The sequence below is a fragment of the Novosphingobium sp. BL-A-41-Hi4A-0G genome (assembly GCF_055521735.1).
The window spans coordinates 80,781-102,182 of sequence record NZ_JBVFVU010000003.1; the positions used below are offsets into that span (position 1 = coordinate 80,781).

Annotated in this window: 22 protein-coding genes and 1 riboswitch; of the genes, 1 reads left to right on the forward strand and 21 read right to left on the reverse strand. The window is 66.8% G+C overall.

The annotated features are described in order from the left end of the window. Positions 1–140: 140 nt before the first annotated feature. From cobU to ACZ1JX_RS20270, 15 genes are all read right to left on the reverse strand, one after another. Complete coding sequence (gene cobU, locus ACZ1JX_RS20200) at positions 141–668, reverse strand: bifunctional adenosylcobinamide kinase/adenosylcobinamide-phosphate guanylyltransferase (RefSeq protein ID WP_011443984.1); 528 nt, start codon at positions 666–668, stop codon at positions 141–143. After that, positions 665–2,152, reverse strand: a complete 1,488-nt coding sequence (locus ACZ1JX_RS20205) for a cobyric acid synthase (protein WP_041549915.1) — start codon at positions 2,150–2,152, stop codon at positions 665–667. Before ACZ1JX_RS20205 ends, cobU begins: the two co-directional genes overlap by 4 nt. Further along, complete coding sequence (gene cbiB / locus ACZ1JX_RS20210; RefSeq protein ID WP_011443986.1) at positions 2,140–3,090, reverse strand: adenosylcobinamide-phosphate synthase CbiB; 951 nt, start codon at positions 3,088–3,090, stop codon at positions 2,140–2,142. The genes ACZ1JX_RS20205 and cbiB overlap by 13 nt, the downstream gene beginning before the upstream one ends. Continuing rightward, the gene (gene cobD / locus ACZ1JX_RS20215; protein ID WP_011443987.1) at positions 3,083–4,066 is read right to left on the reverse strand and encodes a threonine-phosphate decarboxylase CobD; all 984 of its coding nucleotides are present in this window, start codon (positions 4,064–4,066) and stop codon (positions 3,083–3,085) included. The genes cbiB and cobD overlap by 8 nt, the downstream gene beginning before the upstream one ends. Beyond that, the gene (locus tag ACZ1JX_RS20220; protein WP_011443988.1) at positions 4,063–4,803 is read right to left on the reverse strand and encodes an adenosylcobinamide-GDP ribazoletransferase; all 741 of its coding nucleotides are present in this window, start codon (positions 4,801–4,803) and stop codon (positions 4,063–4,065) included. Before ACZ1JX_RS20220 ends, cobD begins: the two co-directional genes overlap by 4 nt. Continuing rightward, positions 4,800–5,369 carry a histidine phosphatase family protein gene (locus ACZ1JX_RS20225; protein ID WP_011443989.1) on the reverse strand — a complete coding sequence of 190 codons (570 nt, stop codon included), beginning with the start codon at positions 5,367–5,369 and terminating at the stop codon, positions 4,800–4,802. The genes ACZ1JX_RS20220 and ACZ1JX_RS20225 overlap by 4 nt, the downstream gene beginning before the upstream one ends. Beyond that, complete coding sequence (cobT, locus tag ACZ1JX_RS20230) at positions 5,366–6,382, reverse strand: nicotinate-nucleotide--dimethylbenzimidazole phosphoribosyltransferase (protein WP_011443990.1); 1,017 nt, start codon at positions 6,380–6,382, stop codon at positions 5,366–5,368. Before cobT ends, ACZ1JX_RS20225 begins: the two co-directional genes overlap by 4 nt. Then, positions 6,379–6,786 (reverse strand): DUF1636 domain-containing protein, encoded by a 408-nt coding sequence (locus ACZ1JX_RS20235; RefSeq protein ID WP_011443991.1) that lies wholly within the window; start codon positions 6,784–6,786, stop codon positions 6,379–6,381. Before ACZ1JX_RS20235 ends, cobT begins: the two co-directional genes overlap by 4 nt. 25 nt (positions 6,787–6,811) lie before the next feature. Further along, positions 6,812–7,411, reverse strand: coding sequence for a 5,6-dimethylbenzimidazole synthase (gene bluB / locus ACZ1JX_RS20240; protein ID WP_011443992.1), 600 nt, complete (start codon positions 7,409–7,411; stop codon positions 6,812–6,814). A gap of 62 nt (positions 7,412–7,473) precedes the next feature. Then, entirely contained in the window at positions 7,474–8,100 is a 627-nt protein-coding gene (gene cobO / locus ACZ1JX_RS20245) for a cob(I)yrinic acid a,c-diamide adenosyltransferase (protein ID WP_011443993.1), read from the reverse strand. Beyond that, positions 8,090–8,854 (reverse strand): precorrin-6A synthase (deacetylating), encoded by a 765-nt coding sequence (gene cobF, locus ACZ1JX_RS20250; protein ID WP_011443994.1) that lies wholly within the window; start codon positions 8,852–8,854, stop codon positions 8,090–8,092. The genes cobO and cobF overlap by 11 nt, the downstream gene beginning before the upstream one ends. Further along, the gene (locus ACZ1JX_RS20255; RefSeq protein ID WP_011443995.1) at positions 8,851–10,185 is read right to left on the reverse strand and encodes a cobyrinate a,c-diamide synthase; all 1,335 of its coding nucleotides are present in this window, start codon (positions 10,183–10,185) and stop codon (positions 8,851–8,853) included. Before ACZ1JX_RS20255 ends, cobF begins: the two co-directional genes overlap by 4 nt. Continuing rightward, entirely contained in the window at positions 10,182–10,967 is a 786-nt protein-coding gene (cobM, locus tag ACZ1JX_RS20260; protein ID WP_011443996.1) for a precorrin-4 C(11)-methyltransferase, read from the reverse strand. The genes ACZ1JX_RS20255 and cobM overlap by 4 nt, the downstream gene beginning before the upstream one ends. After that, positions 10,964–11,344, reverse strand: coding sequence for a cobalamin biosynthesis protein (locus tag ACZ1JX_RS20265; protein WP_011443997.1), 381 nt, complete (start codon positions 11,342–11,344; stop codon positions 10,964–10,966). The genes cobM and ACZ1JX_RS20265 overlap by 4 nt, the downstream gene beginning before the upstream one ends. Next, on the reverse strand, positions 11,341–12,540 hold the full coding sequence (locus ACZ1JX_RS20270) for a bifunctional cobalt-precorrin-7 (C(5))-methyltransferase/cobalt-precorrin-6B (C(15))-methyltransferase (RefSeq protein ID WP_011443998.1): 1,200 nt from the start codon (positions 12,538–12,540) through the stop codon (positions 11,341–11,343). Before ACZ1JX_RS20270 ends, ACZ1JX_RS20265 begins: the two co-directional genes overlap by 4 nt. Before the next feature lie 7 nt (positions 12,541–12,547). Here ACZ1JX_RS20270 and ACZ1JX_RS20275 point away from each other — a divergent pair, with 7 nt between their 5' ends. Beyond that, positions 12,548–13,309, forward strand: coding sequence for a cobalt-precorrin-6A reductase (locus ACZ1JX_RS20275; RefSeq protein WP_011443999.1), 762 nt, complete (start codon positions 12,548–12,550; stop codon positions 13,307–13,309). Here the strand turns inward: ACZ1JX_RS20275 and cobJ are convergent. The 6 genes from cobJ to cobW are packed head-to-tail and all read right to left on the reverse strand — an operon-like array spanning position 13,273 to position 20,910. Then, complete coding sequence (cobJ, locus tag ACZ1JX_RS20280; RefSeq protein WP_041549922.1) at positions 13,273–14,046, reverse strand: precorrin-3B C(17)-methyltransferase; 774 nt, start codon at positions 14,044–14,046, stop codon at positions 13,273–13,275. The genes ACZ1JX_RS20275 and cobJ overlap by 37 nt on opposite strands. An 11-nt stretch (positions 14,047–14,057) precedes the next feature. Next, positions 14,058–14,795 carry a precorrin-2 C(20)-methyltransferase gene (cobI, locus tag ACZ1JX_RS20285; RefSeq protein ID WP_011444001.1) on the reverse strand — a complete coding sequence of 246 codons (738 nt, stop codon included), beginning with the start codon at positions 14,793–14,795 and terminating at the stop codon, positions 14,058–14,060. Further along, complete coding sequence (locus ACZ1JX_RS20290) at positions 14,792–15,421, reverse strand: precorrin-8X methylmutase (RefSeq protein ID WP_011444002.1); 630 nt, start codon at positions 15,419–15,421, stop codon at positions 14,792–14,794. The genes cobI and ACZ1JX_RS20290 overlap by 4 nt, the downstream gene beginning before the upstream one ends. After that, positions 15,421–16,566 (reverse strand): precorrin-3B synthase, encoded by a 1,146-nt coding sequence (locus tag ACZ1JX_RS20295; RefSeq protein ID WP_011444003.1) that lies wholly within the window; start codon positions 16,564–16,566, stop codon positions 15,421–15,423. The genes ACZ1JX_RS20290 and ACZ1JX_RS20295 overlap by 1 nt, the downstream gene beginning before the upstream one ends. Continuing rightward, entirely contained in the window at positions 16,563–19,847 is a 3,285-nt protein-coding gene (gene cobN, locus ACZ1JX_RS20300; protein WP_011444004.1) for a cobaltochelatase subunit CobN, read from the reverse strand. Before cobN ends, ACZ1JX_RS20295 begins: the two co-directional genes overlap by 4 nt. A 10-nt stretch (positions 19,848–19,857) precedes the next feature. Beyond that, positions 19,858–20,910: a cobalamin biosynthesis protein CobW gene (gene cobW / locus ACZ1JX_RS20305; protein ID WP_011444005.1), complete on the reverse strand. Its 1,053-nt coding sequence runs from the start codon at positions 20,908–20,910 to the stop codon at positions 19,858–19,860. Positions 20,911–21,092: 182 nt separating this feature from the next. Beyond that, positions 21,093–21,320, reverse strand: a riboswitch (cobalamin riboswitch). Positions 21,321–21,402 lie beyond the last annotated feature (82 nt).

Consider the following 21,402-nt stretch of genomic DNA (forward strand, 5'->3'; position numbering starts at 1 on the left):
CCGTTATTCCCGCTACATCATCTAGTGGCAGCTGTGCACCACAATGATGGCCGGCGGCCTCACCGACACGCTGGATCTGGCTTTGCTCCATACCACCTGCCCCCACGAGTTGCACAGTGGCAAGTGGTATGGCTAGCCGCTCATCCTTTAGGTTTCAGCGTCAAGGGAAGGCCGGCGAACATTATGACTGCCTCTTCAACCAATGCCGCTATTTCCTGATTGATGCGGCCCGCAACATCGCGAAACCTTCTGGCAAGGGCGTTGTCGGGTACAATGCCCAGACCCACTTCGTTGGCGACCAGAATGACCGGCCCCCGTGCGGCTGAAAGCGAGCGCGTCAGTCCTTCCGTAGCGGCAGCCGTATCGCGTTCCGCCAGCATCAGGTTCGAAGCCCACAGCGTCAGGCAATCGACCAGCACCACCGTCTCGGGCGTGCTATATACCGTGATCGCCTCCGCCAGTTCCAGGGGGGCCTCGACGGTTGACCAGCGCGGCCCACGATCGGCACGGTGCAGGGCAATCCGCTCGCGCATCTCGTCATCGAAGGCCTGGGCTGAGGCCAGATAGATCAGTTCACCCGCCAGGGCCTCTGCCCTGCCTTGCGCATAGCGGCTCTTGCCCGAACGCGCGCCGCCCAGCACCAGCAAGTGGGACAAGGCGCTGCTCATGCGCTGTCTCCCGCCGGGACGGAAGCGGGTCTCTCCGCCATGGCCAGCGCCACCAGCGCGTCAATATCGAGATGCTCCTCAAGCGCGGCTGCGATCTCGTCCAGCGCCGCCTCGACAGAGGCGCCATAGTCCACGCCCCCGGCTTCTACATCCATGCGCGACAGCAGCGCCCGGCGCAGCTCCGCATCAGCCAGCAGGCCGTGGACATAGGAACCAAACACCGTGCCGCCCGCATTTATCGCGCCATCGCGGCGGCCATCGGCGAAAACGGCGAAGGGCTGTTCCGTATCCGGCCCGTTGGTTTGCCCCATGTGCATTTCATATCCCTGGAATGGCGCGCCCATCGCCAGCCCGCTGACCGGACGCAACGCCTTGTGCGCGTGCAAGGTCGTTTCAACATCAAGCAGGCCAAGGCCGCTGGCAGCGCTGGCCGAACCTTCAAACCCATCGGGATCGGCGATGCTTTTGCCGAGCATCTGGTAACCACCGCAAAGCCCAAGGATCAGCCCGCCGCGCCGGTGATGCGCAAAAATATCGATGTCCCAGCCCTCTGCACGCAGAGCGGCCAGATCGGCGATTGTCGACTTTGACCCGGGCAGGATGATGAGTGCGGCCTCTGCCGGGATCGGCTGGCCGGGCGGAACCATGTGCAGGTCCACACCATGTTCGAGCTTCAGCGGATCGAGGTCATCGAAATTAGATATGCGCGGCAGGATCGGACAGGCGATCAGCTTGCGGCTTTCAGCCCGCGCCTTGCCGCTCTCCAGCACCACGGCATCCTCGCTGGGGAGCCGCGCCGCCGCGCTCAACCATGGGACAACGCCGAAGCCGCGCCAGCCTGAGAGGCTTTCGATCTGGGCGTAGCCATCGGCGAACAGGGCGGGATCCCCCCGAAACTTGTTGATGATGAAACCCTGGATCATCGCCGTGTCGGCGGGGTCGATGATCGTTCTCGTGCCAACGATGGCGGCAATGACTCCGCCGCGATCAATATCGCCGACCAGCACGACGGGCACGCCTGCCGCTCGCGCAAAGCCCATATTGGCGATGTCGCCAGCGCGCAGGTTGATTTCCGCAGGAGAGCCGGCACCCTCGACAACGACGATGTCGCACGCCCGGCGGAGCCGGTTATAGCTGGCCAGAACTTCGCCGAGCAGCGCGCCCCGTGCCTGCCGAAAATTGCCCGCGCCCAATGTGCCGCGCACCCGACCATGCACGATCAGTTGCGATGTGCGGTCGGCCTGCGGTTTCAGCAGCACCGGATTCATGTCGGTATGCGGCTCCACCTTGCAGGCGATTGCCTGCAAGGCCTGCGCCCGGCCGATCTCGCCGCCATCGCTGGTGACGGCAGCATTGTTCGACATGTTCTGCGGCTTGAACGGCAAGACCCGCAAACCCCGCTGCACCAGGGCGCGGCACAGCCCCGCCACCAGCACGGATTTGCCCACATCAGAGCCGGTGCCCTGAAGCATTATAGCGCCCATGCTGCACCTCCTGCAATACCGGCCGCCATGAACCACAGGCACAGACATGCACGGGCGTAGATGCCCAATCCGCGCCAAATATCCTCTGTCCGGGCCGGGCGGTCTCCCTCCCCAATCCAGAGCTTGTCCGAAAGAATCCCGTCATAAGCGATTGGCCCAGCCAGGCGCAGCCCCAGCGCCCCAGCCATCGCGGCCTCGGGCCAGCCCGCATTGGGCGAGGCGTGCCTGGACGCATCGCGCCACAATATCCGCCAGCCACCCCCGCCGCACAGGCAGATCAGCAATCCCGACAGGCGCGCTGGAATGAGGTTCATCGCATCGTCGGTGCGGGCCGCAGCCCAACCATAGGCGCGCCATCGCTCCTCGCGGTGCCCAATCATGCTGTCGGCGGTGTTGATCGCTTTATAGGCCCAGATACCGGGCAGCCCCAGCACCAGCAGCCAGAACAACGGCGCGACCACCCCGTCGCAGAAACTTTCCGCCAGACTCTCGATCGCCGCGCGGGCAACACCCGCGTCATCAAGCGCGGCTGTATCGCGGCCAACGATCATGCCGACTGTGGCGCGCGCGGCTGGCAGATCCTGCCGCTCCAGCGCATCGGCAACGAGGCGGACGTGGTCGTACAGGCTGCGCTGCGCCAGACCCGGCCAGGCCAGCACAGCGATCAGGGGCCAGGCCCAAGGCCCGGCGATTGCCACGAGCAGACTTTGCAGCACCCAGCCCGCACCGCCCGCCATACCCAGCAGGATCAGGACGGTGACCGCCCCGGCCATGCGCCGCTGTCCATCGGAACGCGAGGGGACATTCCAGCGCCGTTCCAGCGCGGCGATAATCCGCGCAAAGATGCCCACAGGATGGCCGATCCGGCGATACAGCGGCTGAGGCCAGCCCACTGCCGCGTCGAGCACCAAGGCCAGGAAAGCAGTCAGATCAATCATCAGCCAGCGCCGCATCAAGGCGATCCAGCGCCTGTCGGTCGGCGGGCAGGCCCAGGCGCAGCCAGCGCGGATCGTAATCGAACGGCCGCGTCAGGATGGAATGGCGCGCAAGGCGTTCGAACAGCGCGGCGGCATCGTCCGTTTCGATCAGCCGGAACAGCGGGCAAGCACCTATCGCGCTGTAGCCCCGCCGCGCCAGCACCGCGTCCAGCGCATCCGCCTGTTCACGCAAGGCCATCCGCATGGCGGCTGTCCAGTCCACATCCTGATATGCCGCTGTGCCGATGGCCAGCGCCGCTGCCGATAGCGGCCAACTGCCCAGCCGCTGCCGATATTGCGCGATCAGCGCGCGCGGTCCCAGCACAAAGCCGAGCCGCACCCCGGCCAGCCCGAAGAATTTGCCGAACGAGCGGAAGATAATCAGCCGCTGTCCGTCCTGCACATGGGCGGCAAGGCTGCTGTGCGGGGCGGCATCGGCAAAGGCTTCGTCCACGACCAGCCACGCTGCGCTGTCGCGCCGCGCCGCCAGCCAGCCAAGCAGGGTGGCAGGCGACATGATCCGGCCATCGGGGTTATTGGGATTGGCAAGGATGATGGTCGCCTCCTCCGTTCCGGTCAGCTCGGTCAGGGCTACGGGGCGGCTGCGGGGAATCATTTCGCCATGGGTGCGATAGCTGGGCTGGGCGTGGATGGCAGCGCCGGGCAGGATGTCACCCAGCATCCGCAGGCCGATCTCCGTGCCTGGTACGGCACAGACATGGGCTGGGTCAGTGCCGAAACAGGCGGCGGCAGCGGCCTCCAGATCGTTCAGCGCGCCGGTGTCGGGCAGCGCCTGCCAGTCCACTGCCAGATTGTCCGCGCCGGGCCAGCCATGCGGATTGATGCCGGTGGACAGGTCGATCCACGGCGCCTTGCCCATGCCGAACTGCGCCATGGCATCGGCCAACCTGCCGCCGTGAAAACTGAAGCTGTTCATGTCGTGTGTATCCATAGGCCCGTGATTGCCACGCTCAGCAGCAAGCCGGTTTCGATCAACTCGATGCCTGCACCATGGCCATCGCCGGAAATCCCGCCCAACGCGCGGCGCACGTGCCACCCCCACCACAGAACGAGCAATGGTGTGACAAGCAGCGCCGGAGTGAACCACGCCGCCGCTGCCAGCGCGGCCGCCCAGCCCGCAAGATCGATCGGGCCGATGGCGGAACGGAATCGAGCCGCCAGCCCCTGATGCAGCGGCATCAGCCACCATGTCCACACCAGCGGGCCGATGCGCGCGGCAAACGGCACCAGTACCAGCGCGCCAAACGCCCGTGCATCCACCAGCATATCCAGCAGCACCAACTTGCTCAGCAGTTGGAGCACAATCGCGACAACGCCGAAGCTGCCGACATGGGGATCGGCCAGAACGGCCAGCAGCCGCTCGCGATCTTTATGCGCCGCGCCGCTGGCATCGGCGAGGTCGGCCAGGCCATCAAGGTGCAGCGCGCCGGTCACGCCCACCCAGACGATCAGTGCGGCTAATGCGCCCAGCCGGTGATCGACCAGCGCGCCTGCCCATGCGGCTCCCGCAACCGCTGCACCAATAACCAGGCCTACAGCGGGAAACCAGCGCATCGACCGGGCAAACGCGGCATCATCCACGACGATTGTCCGCAGTGGAGCTGGCATAGGCAGCCGCGTCAGGAATTGCAGGGCGATGATGAAGCCCCTCACGGATAAAGCCCCGCGATCTGTGCCGTGGGGGTTGCTCCGGGCCAGACGCGCAACGTCAGCAGGCAATTGTAGGGCAGGTCAACGGCCCACGTCTGGTGCATGTCAAACCCGCACAACACCGCCAGCGCCGCCCGCATCGCGCCTCCATGCGTGACGATCAGCGTCGGCCGCGCGGCCAGATCGCCAAGGGCGCTGGATACTCGTTCCACCAGCGCCGACCAGCGTTCTCCACCGGGCGGCGCATGGCCATCGGGATCGTCCCAGAACCGCGCCAGTGCCGCGCCTTCTACATCGCCGGGAGCCATCCCGTCCCATGCGCCAAAGTCCAGTTCGCGCCAGCGCGGATCGATTGACAGCGGCACACCGGTCGCAAGGGCAATGGCCTCGCCCGCCAAACGCGCCCGCGACAGGTCGGAAGCGATCAGCACTTCAGCCGCCAGATTCCGCGCCTGATCGGCGCAGGCCGCGATACCGGCGGCAATAGGCGGCGCATCGGTAAGACCAATCAGCCGCCCCGCGCCTTCCGGTTCACCGTGGCGCAGGAGATAAAGGGGAAAGCTGCTCACAGGCCGTCTGCCACCCCGGCCTGCGCAAAAGTGGCCATGCCGTTGTGCGTGGCCAGCGCTGCCCGGATTACCGACACGGCCAGCGCCGCGCCGCTGCCTTCGCCCAATCGCATCCCCAGCGACAGCAGGGGATCAAGGCCCAGATGCTCCAGCAAGCGGATATGCCCCGGTTCAGCCGAACAATGGCCCGCCAGACAATGATCGGTGATCGCCGGAACGGCGGCGGCCAGCGGCGCCAGTGCGGCGCAACTGATGAACCCGTCCAGCACCACCGGGATGCGCAGACGGCGCGCCTCCAGCACGGCCCCGGCAACGCCTGCGATTTCGCGCCCGCCCAACCGGCGCAGGATTTCAAACGGGGTGTCCGGCGCATCGGCATGAAAGGCCAGCGCCCGCTCTACCACGGCTACCTTGCGCGCAATTCCGCCCGCATCAACGCCCGTTCCCGGCCCGGCCCATTGCGCGGGACTGCCGCCATAACTGCGCGCGCAAAGCGCGGCGGCGGCGGTTGAATTGCCAATGCCCATTTCGCCAACGACCAGCAGGTGCAGCCCCGGCTCCACCACCGCCGCTCCGGCAGCAAGTGCAGCAAGGCACTCCGTCTCGTCCATTGCCGCAGCGATGGTGAAGTCCGCCGTGGGCCGGTCCAGATCGAGTGCGATGACCCGCAGATCAAGTCCGGCGGCCCCGGCCAGTGCGTTGATGGCGGCACCTCCGGCAGCGAAATTGCCGACCATCGCGGCAGTCACGCTGGCGGGAAAGGCGCTGACCCCGTGGACAACGAAGCCATGATTCCCGGCAAAGATCGCCGCGCGGCCCTGTTCGATCACCGGCTGCGCCGTGCCCTGCCATCCGGCCATAAACACCGCGATGTCTTCCAGTCGCCCCAGCGATCCGGCGGGCTTGGTCAGGCTGGCCTGCCGCGCCCGCGCAGCGGTGATGGCGTCCGCATCGGCCACAGGCAAACGCTCAAGCGCCGCTTCAAAGGCGGCAAGGGACGCAAACCGGCTCATTCCGCAACGAAGCCCTGCGGCGGGGTGCGGGTTATGAAATGCCCCTTCACGCCTTGCGGCCATTGCTTGAACGGCACCCGGCCATGTTCGCTGGCGGCATAGTGGACCGCATAGTCCAGAATGGCGGTGGCGGCGTCCTCGTCCGGCGTGAACCGGCCCAGAACATAGCCGACCTTGCCGGGCGCGCGCAGGTGGATTGTGCAGAAATCGGTGCAGGCGAACAGGCACGGCATCTCCTGCACCGCCACCCCGGCATAGCGCGCGTCGCTCTCCTGTACCTGTCGCAGCGCCGCCACCAGTTGCGCGCCGCCGCGCGTCCCGGCGGAGTCCTCACGCGCATCGGCGCTATGGCGGCAAGTGTTGCAGGCCACGATAGCGGGGCCGTCCTCCACGGGTATCAGCATGGTTTTCTGGTCCTTTGATTGAAAATCATCGTTCGAACACCCGGTCGCTCCACGGTTCACGCGGTTGCCAACCGTGCCGTTCCAGTTCGGGTGTGTCGGATGTGTCTGCCGGATAGCCAATGCACAGCAGCGCGATCAGCGACCAATGCGCGGGTACATCCAGCATGGCCTGAACCAAAGGCGGATCAACGATCGACACCCAGCCAAGGCCAATGCCGCGCAGCCGTGCCGCGAGCCAGAGATTGTGGATCGCCAGCACACAGGAATATCGCAGCATTTCAGGCATGGTGGCAATGCCAAGGCCGTGCCCCGCCTCGGGCAGTTCATCGCAGAACACCGCCATCAGTTCGGGCGCTTCACGCAAGCCGTGCAGCTTTAGCGACAGGTAGTGATCGTGCCGCGCCTGCCCGGCATAACGCTCCGCCGCTTGTGCACTTTGCCCATCGGCATGGGCGGCCAGCGCCTCGCGGATGTCAGGCGTCCGCACCCGCACAAATCGCCACGGCTGCGCATTGCCGACCGACGGCGCAAGCGAGGCACAGGCCAGCAGCGCGCGCATGTCCGCTTCGCCCACGGCGCGGCGGTCGAAATGCCGGACATCGCGCCGCCAGCGCAGCAATTGCATGAATTGCTCCGCAAATTCCGCGCCGAACACAGGCGGGACCGCGCTCAGAACTCGATCCCCGGTCAAAATTCAATGCCGGCCTGGGCCTTCACGCCGGAGCGGAATGGATGCTTGACCATGGTCATTTCGGTAACAAGGTCGGCCGCCTCGATCAGCGCCTCGGGGGCGTTGCGGCCTGTGACGATAACGTGCTTCATCATGTCGCGCGCGGTCAGCACCGCCACCACTTCATCGACCGGCAGATAATCATACCGCAGCACGATGTTCAGTTCGTCGGCCAGCACCATGTGATAGCTGGGATCGGCGATCATGCGCTTGACCTCGTCCCAGCCGGCGCGGGCGGCCGCGATATCGCGTGTGCGGTCCTGCGTGTCCCAGGTAAAACCCTCGCCCATCGGCTTGAATTCGACATTGTCGGGAAAGGCATCGAACACGGCCTTTTCACCCGTTTTCATCGCCCCTTTGACAAACTGGACCACCCCCACTTTCATGCCGTGGCCAATGGCGCGAACCACCATGCCCAGCGCCGCGCTGGTTTTGCCCTTGCCCTTGCCGGTGTGGACGATCAGCAGGCCCTGTTCGCGGGTCTTGCTGGCCATGATCTTGGCCTGCGCGGTCTGCTTCTTGCGCATCTTTTCGGCGTGGCGGGCATCGCCGCCTGCAACTTCTACTTGGTTTTCAGGTTCCATCGGCCAATTCCCTTCGCATGAGATAGACATCCATGATCCAGCCATGGCGCGCGCGCAGTTCCGCCCGGCGCAACGCGATCCGGGGACCGGCTTGCGCCAGGGGGCCCTGTTCCAGCGCCTCGTGCGCCATGCCCAGATAAGCGCCCCACCAGATGGTGATGCCTTGCGGTTGCAGCCCCTCGAACGCGCAACCGCTGTCAAGCATCACGACAATCGTGTCGGCTCCGGCAGGCCAGCCATGGGCGCGCAGCAGCCGCCCGGTGGTGATCGTCACCGGGCCGGCCAGCGGGTTCAACGGCATGGCATGGGCAGCGGTCAGCGCCTGAATACTGGTGATGCCCGGCACCACCCGCACGGCGATTTCCACCCCCGCGCTGCGCAGCCGGTCAGCAATGCGCAAGGTGCTGTCATACAGCGAGGGATCACCCCAGACGAGCAGCGCCAGCTTGCCACCGCCGGGCAAATGTTCGGCGATCTGCACCCGCCACGCATCGGCAATGGCATCATGCCAAGCGTTGACGTCATCCAGATAAGTGGCCCCATTGCCGCGCACTGGCAAGTCAAATTCCACAATCCGCGTTGGCCCCGTCAGCACCTGCGCGCAGATCTCCCGGCGCAGGTCGATCAGATCGGACTTGGCCTGCCCCTTGCGCGGCAACAGGATCAGGTCGGCACGGTTCATCGCCGCGACAGCCTGCGCTGTCAGGTGATCGGGGTTGCCAGTGCCGATACCGATCAGGTGGAGGTCGATCATTGGGCATCTCGGCACGAAGCGGGCGCGATCATGTGGAAATAGCTGCCGGTGACATGGCCGCGATGCGATCCGCTTTCGGCCACCGCCGCGCCTTCGGCATCGGTCACAAGCGCCAGCGGCGCGTCGCTCTGTTCGGCAATGGTTGAATAGTGGAACTCGTGCCCGCGCAGCCTGGTCCCGGCGGCAAGGCGCGATACCGGCACCAGCAGTTCGGCATGGCGATAGCCAAGGTGCATCTTGCGCTGGGCATGGCTGGTGACAAGCCCCAGCAGCCCGGCCATCCGGTGCCGTTCTCCGCTCTTGTCGATCAACCCCTGCCCCAGCACCATATAGCCGCCGCATTCGCCGTGCACGGGCCGCGTTTGCGCATGGCAGCGCAGGCCGGACAGGAATGTTGCAGCCGCCGCAATGGTCCCGGCGTGCAGTTCGGGATAGCCGCCGGGCAACCACACCAGATCGGCATGGGCGGCAGGCGCTTCATCGGCCAGCGGCGAGAATGGCAGGATCTCCGCCCCGGCGCGCCGCCAGCCTTCGATCAGATGCGGGTAGACGAACGAAAAGGCCGCATCGCGCGCCATGGCGATCCGCTGGGCCGGAGGGGCAGGCAGGTTGCCGCCGTCGGCTTGTGGTGCGGCACCAGCGGCAAGGCGAATAACGTCAAGATCGACATGGGCGCGCAGGAACGCTGCAAACTCGGCAATCGCGCGATCAAGGTCGGGATGCTCCACCGCCTGAACCAGCCCCAGATGGCGTTCGGGCAGGGTCAGGTCGCCGCGCCTTGGCAGGGCGCCCAGCACCGGAATGCCCACCGCCTCCATGCCCTTGCGCACCAGCCGTTCATGACGCGGACTGGCCACGCGGTTCAGGATCACCCCGGCAAATGGCAGCCCCGGATCAAGGCTGCTGAACCCCAGCGCGGTGGCGGCGGCGGACTGCGCCTGCCCCGACACATCCAGCACCAGCACGATCGGCCAGCCCATCCGGCGGGCCATGTCGGCGCTGGCACCATTGCCCGACGCACCCTTGCTGGCCACGCCATCGAACAACCCCATCGACCCTTCGGCCAGCACCATGTCCGCGCCCCCGGCCTGCGCCGCAATGGCAGCGATCAGATCGTCCTCCATCGCCCAGCTATCGAGATTGAACGACGGCCTGCCACTCGCCGCGCGGTGAAACGCCGGGTCGATATAGTCCGGCCCGCTCTTGAACGGCTGCACCGCCAGCCCGTCTTCGGTCAGGGCGCGCAGCAGGCCCAGCATCACCGTGGTCTTGCCTGTGCCCGATGCGGGGGCGGCGATCATCAATCCCGGAGTCTGGTGGCGCGCGCTCATTCGGCCGCACCGCCAAAACGTGACGTGGCATCCTGCGGCCTGAACCGGCGATCATAACCGGGCGCATAGAGGCTGCTTTCGGCAAAATCCTGCGCCGCCAGCACCCGCCCGACCAGGATCAGGGCGGTGCGCTCCATGCTCCCGGCGATGGCCTGTTCAATAGTGTCGAGCGTGGCGCGCACGATCCGCTGATCGGGCCAACTGGCGCGCCAGACCACCGCGACGGGGCAATCCGCGCCATAGGCCGGCGTCAGGTCCGCCACCACTTGCGCCAGATTGTGAACCGAAAGGTGAATGGCCAGCGTCGCGCCGGTCACGGCAAAGTTGGCCAGGCTTTCGGCGGGCGGCATCGTGCTGGCGCGGCCCGGTGTGCGGGTCAGCACCAGCGATTGCGCCAGCGCGGGCAGGGTCAGCTCTGCCTCCAGCGCAGCGGCGGCGGCGGCGAAAGCCGGGACGCCGGGTGTGATCGTAAAGGGAATGTCCAGCGCGCGCAGGCGGCGCAACTGCTCGCCCATGGCAGACCACACCGAAAGATCGCCCGAATGCAGCCGCGCCACATCGTGCCCGGCGGCATGGGCGGCGGCGATTTCGGCCATGATCTGGTCCAGTTCCAGCGGCGCGGTGTTCACGATCCGGGCGCCCGGCGGGCAATGATCCAGCACGGCGACCGGGATCAGCGACCCGGCATAAAGGCACACCGGGCTGCCCGCGATCAGATCGCGTCCGCGCAAAGTGAGAAGATCGGGCGCGCCGGGACCGGCGCCAATGAAGTGGACGGTCATGTCGGGGTTCCCTGAAGGTTGACACTGGCAGCAATGGCGCACGTCGCCATGCGATCGGGGGAGATGTGGCGCGGCGACAGCAGGCGCGCACCCGCGCCAGCAGCGGCAAGCGCGGACGCTTCGGCCACGCTGCCGACGTGACGAGCGTTCAGGCTGGCGATGGAGCGCGTGGGGGTGGAAACGGCAGCCAGTGCATCGGACGCCACGCCCATCAGCGGCAGGCCCAGCGCTTCGGCCAGAGGGAGCAGCGCTGCGAGCTTGTCTTGCGCCGTGGCCAGATGCGTCACCGGCGGTTGCCCCTGCTCCGCCAGCGCGAACGCCGCGCGCAGCGAAGGCAGGCCGACGCCTGACCGAAAGCCGAACCCGGCGATGATCACAGCGTCACGCTCCATTGCACCACCGGATAGCGCGCGCGCCAGCCGTGCCGGTTGCCCAGCGGTGCGGCGTCGGCCAGTTCGATGCGCAGGAGGCTCCCGCCCTTCTGGCCATGCCACCGGGCTAGCAGCGCTTCTGATTCCAGCGTCACCGCATTGGTCACCAGCCGCGTTCCGGCGGGCAAACGTGCCCATAGCGTGTCCAGCAAGGCTTCCGATAAACCACCGCCGATGAACACCGCATCGGGCAATGGTCCCGGTGGCAGGGCATCCGGCGCAATCCCGACGACAACTTTCAGCCGATCAACGCCCAGCGCAGCGGCGTTGGCCCGCACACGGTCCGCGCGCACCGGATCCGCCTCTATCGCACAGGCCCGGTTGGCCAGGTGGGCCAGCAGCCATTCGATCCCGATCGATCCCGATCCCGCGCCAATATCCCACAGCAGCTCACCCGCACACGGGGCCAGCGCCGATAGCGTCAGCGCGCGTACCGGACGCTTGGTCAACTGCCCGTCGGACGCAAACCAGTGGTCCGGTCGGCCCGCCGTCAGCGGCAAGGACGGGCCATGCCCGGCACACTCGATCCCGGCCGCTACCGGATGGGCGATGTCGGTGAAAGACAGCCCCTCGGCGCGCGCGGTGCGAACCCGTTCGCGCGGCCCGCCCAGCGCTTCCATCACATGCAACGCTGACGCGCCAAAGCCTTGGCCGGTCAGATAGTCCGCCAGCGCGGCCACCGCCGCGCCATCGCGCAACAGTGCAATGACGCGCCGCCCTGGTGCCAGGTGGGGCTTGAGCCGATCTAACGGCGCGGCATGGAGACCAAGACAGGCCACATCCTGAACCGGCCAGCCCAGCCGCGCAACCGCCAGCGTGAAAGTGGAAGGCGCGGGGATCGCCACCCATTCGCCCGGATCAAGCAGGCGCGCCACACTGCTTCCCGCCCCGAACCAGAACGGATCGCCCGATGCCAGCATCACCACCCGCTGCCCGCGATGTTGCATCAGCAGGGCAATGCCATCGGCAAAGGGTACTGGCCATTCGATCATGGTACAGGTAATCGCGGGCAGCAGCGACAGGTGCCGTGCCGGTCCCATGACCAGTCCGGCCTGCGCCAGCGCCGTGCGGGCGGCGGCGGAAAGGCCGTCCGGCCCGTCCTCGCCAATGCCGATGATCGTCAACCACGCTTCAGGAGCCATATCAGCCATGCCCAACGTCCTCCTGCTGGGCGGCACGACAGAGGCCAGCGCGCTTGCCCGCCTGCTTGGCGCGCGGGGCATTGCGACGACGCTCAGCTATGCCGGACGGACCGAAAACCCCCGCGCTCAACCGGTGCCGGTGCGTGTCGGCGGGTTCGGCGGTGTGGCGGGGCTGGCCGATTATCTGCGCCACCACCGCGTGACTCATCTGGTGGACGCGACCCACCCCTTTGCCGCAACGATGAGCAGCCATGCCGTGGAGGCGGCCCGCCTGGCCGGAGTGCCTCATGTAGCGCTGACCCGCCGGGCGTGGCAACCGGTCGCCGGAGACCGCTGGACCCGCGTTGCCAGCATCGACGGTGCGGTGGCAGCGCTGGCCGGGCACTCCCGCCGCGTAATGCTGGCGCTGGGCCGGATGCATGTGGCAGCCTTCGCTGCCCAGCCGCAGCATCATTATCTGTTGCGCTTTGTCGATGCGCCAGACCAGCCGCCGGGCTTGCCCCATCACACCCTGATCGTCGATCGCGGGCCGTTCACCGCCACAGGCGACAGCGCATTGATGGAGGCGCACGCCATCGATCTGGTGGTGTGCAAGAACGCTGGCGGGCAAGGCGCAGAGGCCAAGCTGATCGCCGCACGGGATCTGGGCCTGCCGGTCCTGATGATTGATCGCCCTGCCGTTCCGGGCCGGGCCGAATGCTATCGCCCGGAAGATGTACTGGTCTGGCTGGGTCATGACGCCGAACCCAAGGCCGAACGCGACGTGTAGAGGATCGGACCGAGCTTTCGCCCACTTGTCCGTTCGATGATCCGCGTCAGGCTTGATCCGACGATCACCATGGTCCGCATGTCGGCCATGTCTGCACGGGCCTGACCCAGCGGTACGATCCGCAATTGCTCGTCGGGCGTCGATACGGCGCGGGCGAACAAGATCGGGCGATCCGGGCCGCACACTTCGCGCAGCAATTCCAGCACACGTTCGAAACCTTCGGGCCGGGCTTTTGACCTCGGGTTGTAGAAGGCCATGGCAAAGTCCGCCTCTGCCGCCAGCCGCAACCGTTTTTCGATCAAATTCCACGGCTTGAGATTGTCCGACAGATTGATCGCGCAAAAATCATGACCCAGCGGCGCCCCCGCCCGCGCGCTGGCGGCCAGCATCGCGGTGATGCCGGGCAGCACCCGGATGTCGAGATCGCGCCAGTGGGCCGGGCCTGCCTCCAGCGCCTCGAACACGGCGGCGGCCATCGCGAAAACGCCCGGATCGCCCGATGATACCACCACCACGCGCCGCCCCTGCGCCGCGAGTTCCAGCGCATGGGCGGCCCGGTCCAGCTCCACCCGGTTATCGGACGGATGCAGTGTCAGCCCGGCGCGCGGGGCGATCCGGGCGACATAGGGAATATAGCCGATGACATCGCTTGCCCCGGCCAGAGCGGCGGTGACTTCGGGCGTAATCAGCGCCTCGTCGCCCGGCCCCAGACCGGCGATGGCCAGCCAGCCGCTCATGGCCCCGGCACTCATGGCCGGCGCCCCTGGCCGTGAATCAGCAGGATCGAGAAATAGGGCGTGACCGTTTCGGCCTCGATCAGCCGCGTGACCCGCTGACCTGGCATGGCGGCATGTTCGACCAGCCATGCCGCATCCTCGCGCCCGGCAGCGGCCACCGCGCGGCGCAGTTTGGGCAGGTTGCGCCCGATCTTCATCACCACCAGCGCATCTGTATCGCGGATGCGTCGCACCAGTTCATCCTCGGGCAGGGTCGCCATCGCGATGGTCAGCACATCGTCGCCCCAGGTGATCGGGATGCCGGTTGCGTTCCACGCCCCGGCCATGCCGGTGATACCCGGAACCACTGCCACCGGAACCGTGCCCGCCAGCCGGGTGTGCAAATGCATGAATGAACCGTAGAAAAACGGATCGCCCTCACACAGCACGACCACGTCTTCGCCTGCCTGCGCCAGCATGACCAATCGCTGCGTGCATTCGGCATAGAAAGCGGAAAGACAGTCGTTGTAGCGCGGGTCGGATAACGGAATCTCGGTCGTCACCGGATATTCCATCGGGATTTCGATCACGTCGGGGCGCAGCATTCCTTCGACAATCCGCCGCGCCTGTCCTGGTCGCCCGGCCTTGCGGAAATAGGCCACGTGGCGGGCGCCACGCACCAGCCGGTCAGAGCGAACGCTCAACAGATCGGGCGCACCCGGACCCAAACCCACGCCGTGGATCGTCCCGCAGGAAAGGGCCGCGCTCATTCGGTGCCGCTCGCCAAAGCGTTGATCGCAGCAACCGTGATCGCGCTGCCGCCCAGCCGCCCTTCAACGATGCAGCACGGCACCGGCGGCGCGGCCCATAACGCGGCCTTGGATTCGGCCGCGCCGACAAAGCCCACCGGACAGCCGATGACCGCCGCAGGGCGCGGGCAATCGGGATCTTCCAGCATATTCAGCAGATGGAACAGCGCGGTTGGCGCGTTGCCGATGGCCACCACCGCGCCTGCCAGATGCGGCCGCCACAGTTCCAGTGCGGCGGCAGAGCGGGTGTTACCCATTGCCCGCGCCATGTCGGGCACTTGCGGCGCATTCAGGGTGCAGATGATCTGATTATCAGCAGGCAGCCGCGCACGGGTGATCCCTTCGGACACCATCCGCGCATCGCACAGCACCGGCGCGCCAGCGGCCAGCGCCGCCCGCGCCGCACTGGCAAAGCCGGGTGAGAAGCGGATATGCGCGGCAAGGTCCACCATCCCGGCGGCGTGGATCATGCGCACCGCCACCGGTTCCTCATCAGCGAAAAAGGGCGCCAGATCGGCTTCGGCGCGGATCATGGCGAAAGACTGGCGATAGATGGCCGCGCCATCGGTTTCATAGATATGGGGCATCAAGCGGCTCCGAAATGGGCGAGAAGCTCGGCTGGGCTGAGCGCAGAGCGAACTGGCAACGCACCGGCGGGTGCGTTCAGGGAAAGATCGAACAGGCCATCGCGGCCGGTCAGCGTGACATCGGCGGCGCGCTGGCGGGCGCAGCCCTTGGCACAGCCCGAAACATGCAGCCGCCCGGCGACATGCGGTGCAAGGCGGCGGGCAAGATCGCGGGTTTCAACCGAGGCCTGCGGGCAGCAGGGCGCGCCGGGGCAAGCATCGACATGCAGCAGCGGGTCGGCAGGATTATCGATCAGCCCACCGGCGCAAACGGCAGGCGCGCCTTCCACCAGCAGCACACGCCACGGCGTGATCCGCACCGCTGCGGCGGGCGATGCTTCCACCATCCCGGCCAGTATCCGCGCCTCTATCCGGCCAAACGGCAAGCCATAGGCCCAACTCCCATCACGGAGGCCCAGATCATGAAGGCCCGGCACGATGCAAGCAGCCGACGGCGCGGGCAGAATGTCGCCACAGGCCCATTCGGGCAGGACCAGCCGGTGTCGCGCCATGCGCCCCGCTTTCGCGCCGCCGCTGGCCGCAAACCAGTGGGCGAGCGCGATCAGCGCGTCCACTTCCCTGCCAGCAGCAACCGCCATACCGGTGGCGCGGCCATCGGCGCGCAGGATCAGACCGCCATCGCCGCCGCGCTCAATGCGGAAATCGCCCGCCTCGCCACCCAGAATGCAGGTCTGACCGGCATCGATGGCAAAGCCCACTTTACCGAGCAGATCGGGCAACTCATCCAGCCGGGTCAGCAACGCGCCCGCAATGCGATGGCTGTCATCACCGACCCGCCAATCCGGCGCGACCAGAATGTTGCGCCGCTGTTCGATGACAGGGTCAGGGTCCACCAGATCCAGCACCAGCAACCGGTCGAGCAGCGCCTGCCAGCCAGTTTCAGGCACCCCGCGAAGCTGGAGATTGGCGCGGGCGGTCATGTCGATCAGGCCATTGCCGTGCACCACGGCGGCATCGCACAGGCCCAGCACTTGCGCCCGCGTCAGGCGGCCAAGCCGAGGCTTTACCCGCACCAGCAGCCCGTCGCCCGCCATCATCGGGTGCCAGGCATCGGGGCACCAGCCCTTCACCGCAAAACTGCTCATGCCCTGTCCTCAAGCCTTGGCAGGCTGGCGAGGATGGAATTGCGCCGGGTCTGCCACAGCCCGGCGGCATGGAGCGCGGCAAAGCGGGCTTCCATCGCCGCCAGCGCAGCCGGATTCTCGCGTTCAAGAAATGCGCGAACATCGGTCTGGCCCAGTGTCGCGTCGTGATAAAGGTCGAACAGATGCGGCGGTACGCTGCCTGAAAGGTGCGCAAAGGCACCCATATGGTCCAGCGTCGCGGCCAGTTCTGCCCCCCCGCGAAAGCCGTGCCGCATCATGCCCGCCACCCAGCCTGGGTGCGCCGCGCGGGCGCGGACCACGCGGGCGATCTCTTCGGTCAGGGTGCGCGCAACGGTGCGCCCCGGATCGCGATTGTCGAGGTGGTAGAGCGCCGCCGAACCACCGATCAGCGCCTTGGCAGCGGCAAAGCCCGCCTCGTGCGCGGCATAATCGGCGGCCAGCAGCAGATCGGTTTCGGGCAAGTCCTGAAGATGGACAAAGGCGTCCGCTCCTTCAACACGCTGGCGCAGGCCGGCAGGATCGGCAAAGGTTCCGATCGCATCGGAGGCTGCGTCAAACGCATGGTCCGATGCCGCCAGCCATGCCTCACCAGCAGCGCGCCGGGCCGCTTCAGTATAGACCTCGGCTGCATCGCCAAGACCCAGTCCATAGCTGCCGGGGGCCGGGCCATAGACGCGCGGTGCCGCAGCCTGCCCTGCAAACGGGTTCCAGTCCGCCGGTTCATCGCGCAAACACAGCGCGCGCACCGCTTGGCCAAACAGTATCGGCAGCGCAGGAAAGGCATCGCGGAACAGGCCGGAAATCCGCAACGTCACATCGATACGCGGCCGGTCCAGCAGCGCCAGCGGCAGGATTTCGATGCCTGTTACCCGTTCGGACGCGGTGTCCCACAGCGGCTTTGCGCCCAGCAGGTGCAGCGCCATGGCGAATTCCTCGCCCGCCGTGCGCATCGTGGCCGATCCCCACAGATCGACCACCAGCCCGCGCGGATAATCGCCGTGATCCTGCAGATGCCGCCGGATCAGCTCCTCTGCCAGTGTCACCCCTTGGGCATGGGCCGCGCGTGAAGGCACGGCGCGCGGGTCTATCGCATAAAGGTTTCGCCCGGTTGGCAGCACATCGCTGCGCCCGCGAAAGGGGGAGCCGGAGGGACCGGGCGGAACGCGGCGTCCGTCGAGTGCCGCCAGCAATCCGGCCCGCTCGGCTGCGCCCTGATCTCCCCGCCCGAACACATGCAGCCCGTCACCGAACTGGCTGTCCTTTACATCGCAAACGAAGCGGTCGATCCGGGTGATCGCCTCGACCAGCGTGGCCGCGTCATCAAGGCCCAGTTCCGCCTCAAGTCCCAGCACGCGCGCTTCGTCGCGGATGTTCACTTGCAGACGGTCGCGGCGGGCCGGGTCCAGCCCGCCAGCGTTGGAGAATTCATCCAGCAGCGCCTCGATCCGGGCCAGCCCCGCACCGCTTTGCGTTTGCACCAGTGGCGGGGGAACGTGCCCGATCGTAACCGCGCTGATCCGGCGCTTGGCCTGCGCCGCTTCGCCGGGATCGTTGACGATGAACGGATAGATCACCGGCATCGCGCCGGTCAGCGCCTCGGGCCAGCAAGCATCGGACAGCGCGACTGATTTGCCCGGCAGCCATTCCAGTGTGCCATGTGCGCCGATATGCACCAGCGCGTCCACGCTTCGCTGGCGCAGCCACAGGTAGAACGCCACATAGCCATGGCGCGGGCAGCGGGACAGGTCGTGATAGTCGCCGTCGCGATGGGCGCGTTCGCCGCGTTCGGGCTGCAAGGCTACCAGCGCGTTGCCGATGGGCAGCGCGGCAAAACGGAACGCGCCATCGGCGGCGGCAGCATCGGCTTCCGGCTCGCCCCATGCGGCGAAAAGTTCAGCGCGCAGGGTATCGGGCAGTGCTGCCAAAGCCTTGCGGTACTCTGCCATCGGCCAGTGCTGATGTGTGCATTGAAGGAGCGCTGCCAGTCCGGCCTGCGCGTCAGTGGCATATCCCGCCTCGGCCAGATCGGCCAGGATCGCCTCGGCAGAAGCCAGCGCATCCAGCCCCACGGCGTGGGCCATCTGGTATGTCTTGCCGGGATAAGTAGACAGGACCAGCGCAACCCGCCGTTCTGCAACCGGCGTTTGGGCAAGTGCGATCCAGCCCGCCACCCGCGCGGTGATCGCCCCAACCCGGCCTGCATCGGCGCGATGGATGGTGCGGGCAAAGCCAAGCGCGGGATCGCGCGTCCCCGCCTCCTTGAAGCTGGCGACGCCTGCAAACACCCGCCCGTCAATTTCGGGCAAGACCACGTGCATGGCAAGGTCTGCCGGGGAAAGCCCGCGCGAAGCCGCTGCCCATCCCGCGCGCCCGGACGTGGCCAGCGCCAGCTGAAACACGGGAACGCCCGCGCCATCAAGCGGGGTGGCGCCGTCATCGCCCCGCGCGGAAAAAGCGGTAGCGTTGATGATCGCTGCCGGGCCAAGCCCGCGCACCCAGCGGTCCACCTGTTCGCGCACCTGCGGGGCTTTCAGCGAGGGGACGAAGATCGACAATGCATCGAAACCGCGCTGCTCGAACGCGGTATGCAGGGCGGCAAACGGGTCCAGATCGTGGGCGGTCAGGTAAGAACGATAGAACACGATCAGGACCAGCGGCCTTGCGGGATCGCGCGCAAAGGCTTCAAGATCGATCACGCCCCGGCCGGGATGCCAGCCTCCCGCCATCAGCAGCGGATCGAATGTCCGGGCGGGGGCATCAATCAGCCCCGCCAGCTGCGACAGCGCGGCAAGCGCCGCCTGCGCCGCCCTTGCACCGCCAGCATCGCACCACTGCGCAAGTTCGCGCAACGCGGTCACCGGCACGGTCGAGGCCGCATCCAGCCGCGCATCCTCAAAGCCGTCGCCGGGCAGCACGGCCAGCACGATCCCGCGCGACCGGGCCAGCGCCTCGACCTGTTGCAGCCCGTAGCTCCAATAGGGCGTGCCGCCGATCAGCCGGATCAGGATCGCCTTTGCGCCCGACAGCGTCCGCTCGGCATACGTGTCGACCGACAGCGGATGCATCAGCGCCGCCAGATTGGCGAGCCGCAGCGAAGGAAATGTCGCATCGTCTGCACGGGCCTGATGCCATGCCGCCGCGAACGCCCCCAGATCGCTGTCCGAAAAGGACAGGACCACAAGATCCGCGGGCTCTTGCCCCAGATCCTGCGGGACGGCGGTTTCCTCCATCCCGTGCGTTTCGCGGAAAATGACGTGCATGGCCCGCGCCTTACGCCAGCAGCACCGCGCGAATGGCATCGGCGTCGACGTGATCGTGCTCGGCAATGGCGACCAGCGTGGTGCGGCGCGGCTCGTCAGGGCGCCACGGGCGATCGTACTGGTGCCGCACCCGCGCGCCCACCGCCTGCACCAGCAGCCGCATCGGCTTTCCCGCAACGGCGGCATAGCCCTTTACGCGCAGGATATGGTGATCGCGGGCCAGCGTCTCGATCCGCGCGACCAGCGCCGCCGGATCGGCGATCTCGCCCCATTCGATAACGGTGCTGTCAAAGTCGTCGTGTTCGTGATCATCCTCACCATCATGGTGCGATGGGCGCGCGGCGATGTCGTCCTCGGCTGCGGCATCAAGCCCCAGGATCACACGCGGATCGACCACGCCTTCGGTCAGTTCTATCACCGGAACCGGGCGACTAAGCTCTGCCGCAATGATCGCGCGCGCGGCGGCTACGCCTTGGGGTCCGGCCAGATCGACCTTGGTCAGCAGGATCATGTCGGCGCAGGCCAGCTGATCCTCGAACACTTCCGACAGCGGCGTCTCGTGATCGATGCTCGGATCGGCGGCGCGCTGGGCGTCAAGCGCTGCCACATCGGGCGCGAACCGGCCTGCCGCGACCGCTTCGGCATCGGCCAGCGCCAGCACGCCGTCCACGGTGATCCGGCTGCGGATCGCAGGCCAGTCGAACGCCTTGAGCAGCGGCTTTGGCAACGCCAGACCCGATGTCTCGATCAGGATGTGATCGGGGCGCGGATCAAGCGCCAGCAGCTTTTCCACCGTCGGGATGAAATCGTCCGCCACGGTGCAGCAGATGCAGCCATTGGCCAGCTCTACGATGTTTTCCGCCGGGCAATCAGGAATGGCGCAGGACTGCAGAATCTCGCCATCCACACCCAGAGAACCGAATTCGTTGACCACCACGGCCAGCCTGCGGCCACCGGCATTGTGGATCAGGTGGCTGATGAGCGTGGTTTTCCCCGCGCCCAGAAAGCCCGTGATGATGGTGACCGGCACCTTGGACAGGGACGCCTTGGACAGGTCTGGCATAGTAACTTCCCCGCGCGCCAGAGCGAGACACGGCGGGGCTTGCCGGACAAGTCCGGTCGGCGCGCGACGACGGGCGGGCGCGACAAAGCACCCGTAACCACGCAACCCGTGCAGCCCCAGCCACACAGCTTCGTCGCTCAGACGGAGAGTTACCGTGCCGTGACCATCCCCTGGATCAGGCAAGAGCGACCGGTGCGCCGGCAGGTCTCCTGGCTCGCGGGTCACAGCTTGATGCACGCCTTCCCAGACTTGGCGCTTGCGCGCTGCCCAGTGGCTGCTCCTGAATTCAGGAGCATGTGCATCGCGCTATCCGCTTACAGTTGCAGGGACAGCCACGGATTTGGGAGCACGCTCCCGCACCGCATTCCCGATTAAGCCCCTTGCGGGGCACCGGCGCGATCATTGAAGGGCGGGTTACCCCGATCCTTCACCGCGCGCTCTAGACGAAAATGCCAGCCAAGCCAATTGATGATGTTGCTTCACGCAACGTGG

Coding starts and splice junctions, on each gene's coding strand:
- cobI (WP_011444001.1), bottom strand. CDS start 14,795: ATGAGCGCGGCCCTTTCCTGCGGGACGATCCACGGCGTGGGTTTGGGT.
- cobN (WP_011444004.1), bottom strand. CDS start 19,847: ATGCACGTCATTTTCCGCGAAACGCACGGGATGGAGGAAACCGCCGTC.
- ACZ1JX_RS20295 (WP_011444003.1), bottom strand. CDS start 16,566: ATGAGCAGTTTTGCGGTGAAGGGCTGGTGCCCCGATGCCTGGCACCCG.
- ACZ1JX_RS20275 (WP_011443999.1), top strand. CDS start 12,548: ATGCCCAACGTCCTCCTGCTGGGCGGCACGACAGAGGCCAGCGCGCTT.
- ACZ1JX_RS20270 (WP_011443998.1), bottom strand. CDS start 12,540: ATGGCTCCTGAAGCGTGGTTGACGATCATCGGCATTGGCGAGGACGGG.
- cbiB (WP_011443986.1), bottom strand. CDS start 3,090: ATGATTGATCTGACTGCTTTCCTGGCCTTGGTGCTCGACGCGGCAGTG.
- cobF (WP_011443994.1), bottom strand. CDS start 8,854: ATGATCGACCTCCACCTGATCGGTATCGGCACTGGCAACCCCGATCAC.
- ACZ1JX_RS20290 (WP_011444002.1), bottom strand. CDS start 15,421: ATGCCCCATATCTATGAAACCGATGGCGCGGCCATCTATCGCCAGTCT.
- cobO (WP_011443993.1), bottom strand. CDS start 8,100: ATGGAACCTGAAAACCAAGTAGAAGTTGCAGGCGGCGATGCCCGCCAC.
- ACZ1JX_RS20205 (WP_041549915.1), bottom strand. CDS start 2,152: ATGGGCGCTATAATGCTTCAGGGCACCGGCTCTGATGTGGGCAAATCC.
- cobM (WP_011443996.1), bottom strand. CDS start 10,967: ATGACCGTCCACTTCATTGGCGCCGGTCCCGGCGCGCCCGATCTTCTC.
- cobU (WP_011443984.1), bottom strand. CDS start 668: ATGAGCAGCGCCTTGTCCCACTTGCTGGTGCTGGGCGGCGCGCGTTCG.
- cobD (WP_011443987.1), bottom strand. CDS start 4,066: ATGAACAGCTTCAGTTTTCACGGCGGCAGGTTGGCCGATGCCATGGCG.
- cobW (WP_011444005.1), bottom strand. CDS start 20,910: ATGCCAGACCTGTCCAAGGCGTCCCTGTCCAAGGTGCCGGTCACCATC.
- cobT (WP_011443990.1), bottom strand. CDS start 6,382: ATGAGCCGGTTTGCGTCCCTTGCCGCCTTTGAAGCGGCGCTTGAGCGT.
- bluB (WP_011443992.1), bottom strand. CDS start 7,411: ATGCAATTGCTGCGCTGGCGGCGCGATGTCCGGCATTTCGACCGCCGC.
- cobJ (WP_041549922.1), bottom strand. CDS start 14,046: ATGAGCGGCTGGCTGGCCATCGCCGGTCTGGGGCCGGGCGACGAGGCG.
- ACZ1JX_RS20255 (WP_011443995.1), bottom strand. CDS start 10,185: ATGAGCGCGCGCCACCAGACTCCGGGATTGATGATCGCCGCCCCCGCA.
- ACZ1JX_RS20235 (WP_011443991.1), bottom strand. CDS start 6,786: ATGCTGATACCCGTGGAGGACGGCCCCGCTATCGTGGCCTGCAACACT.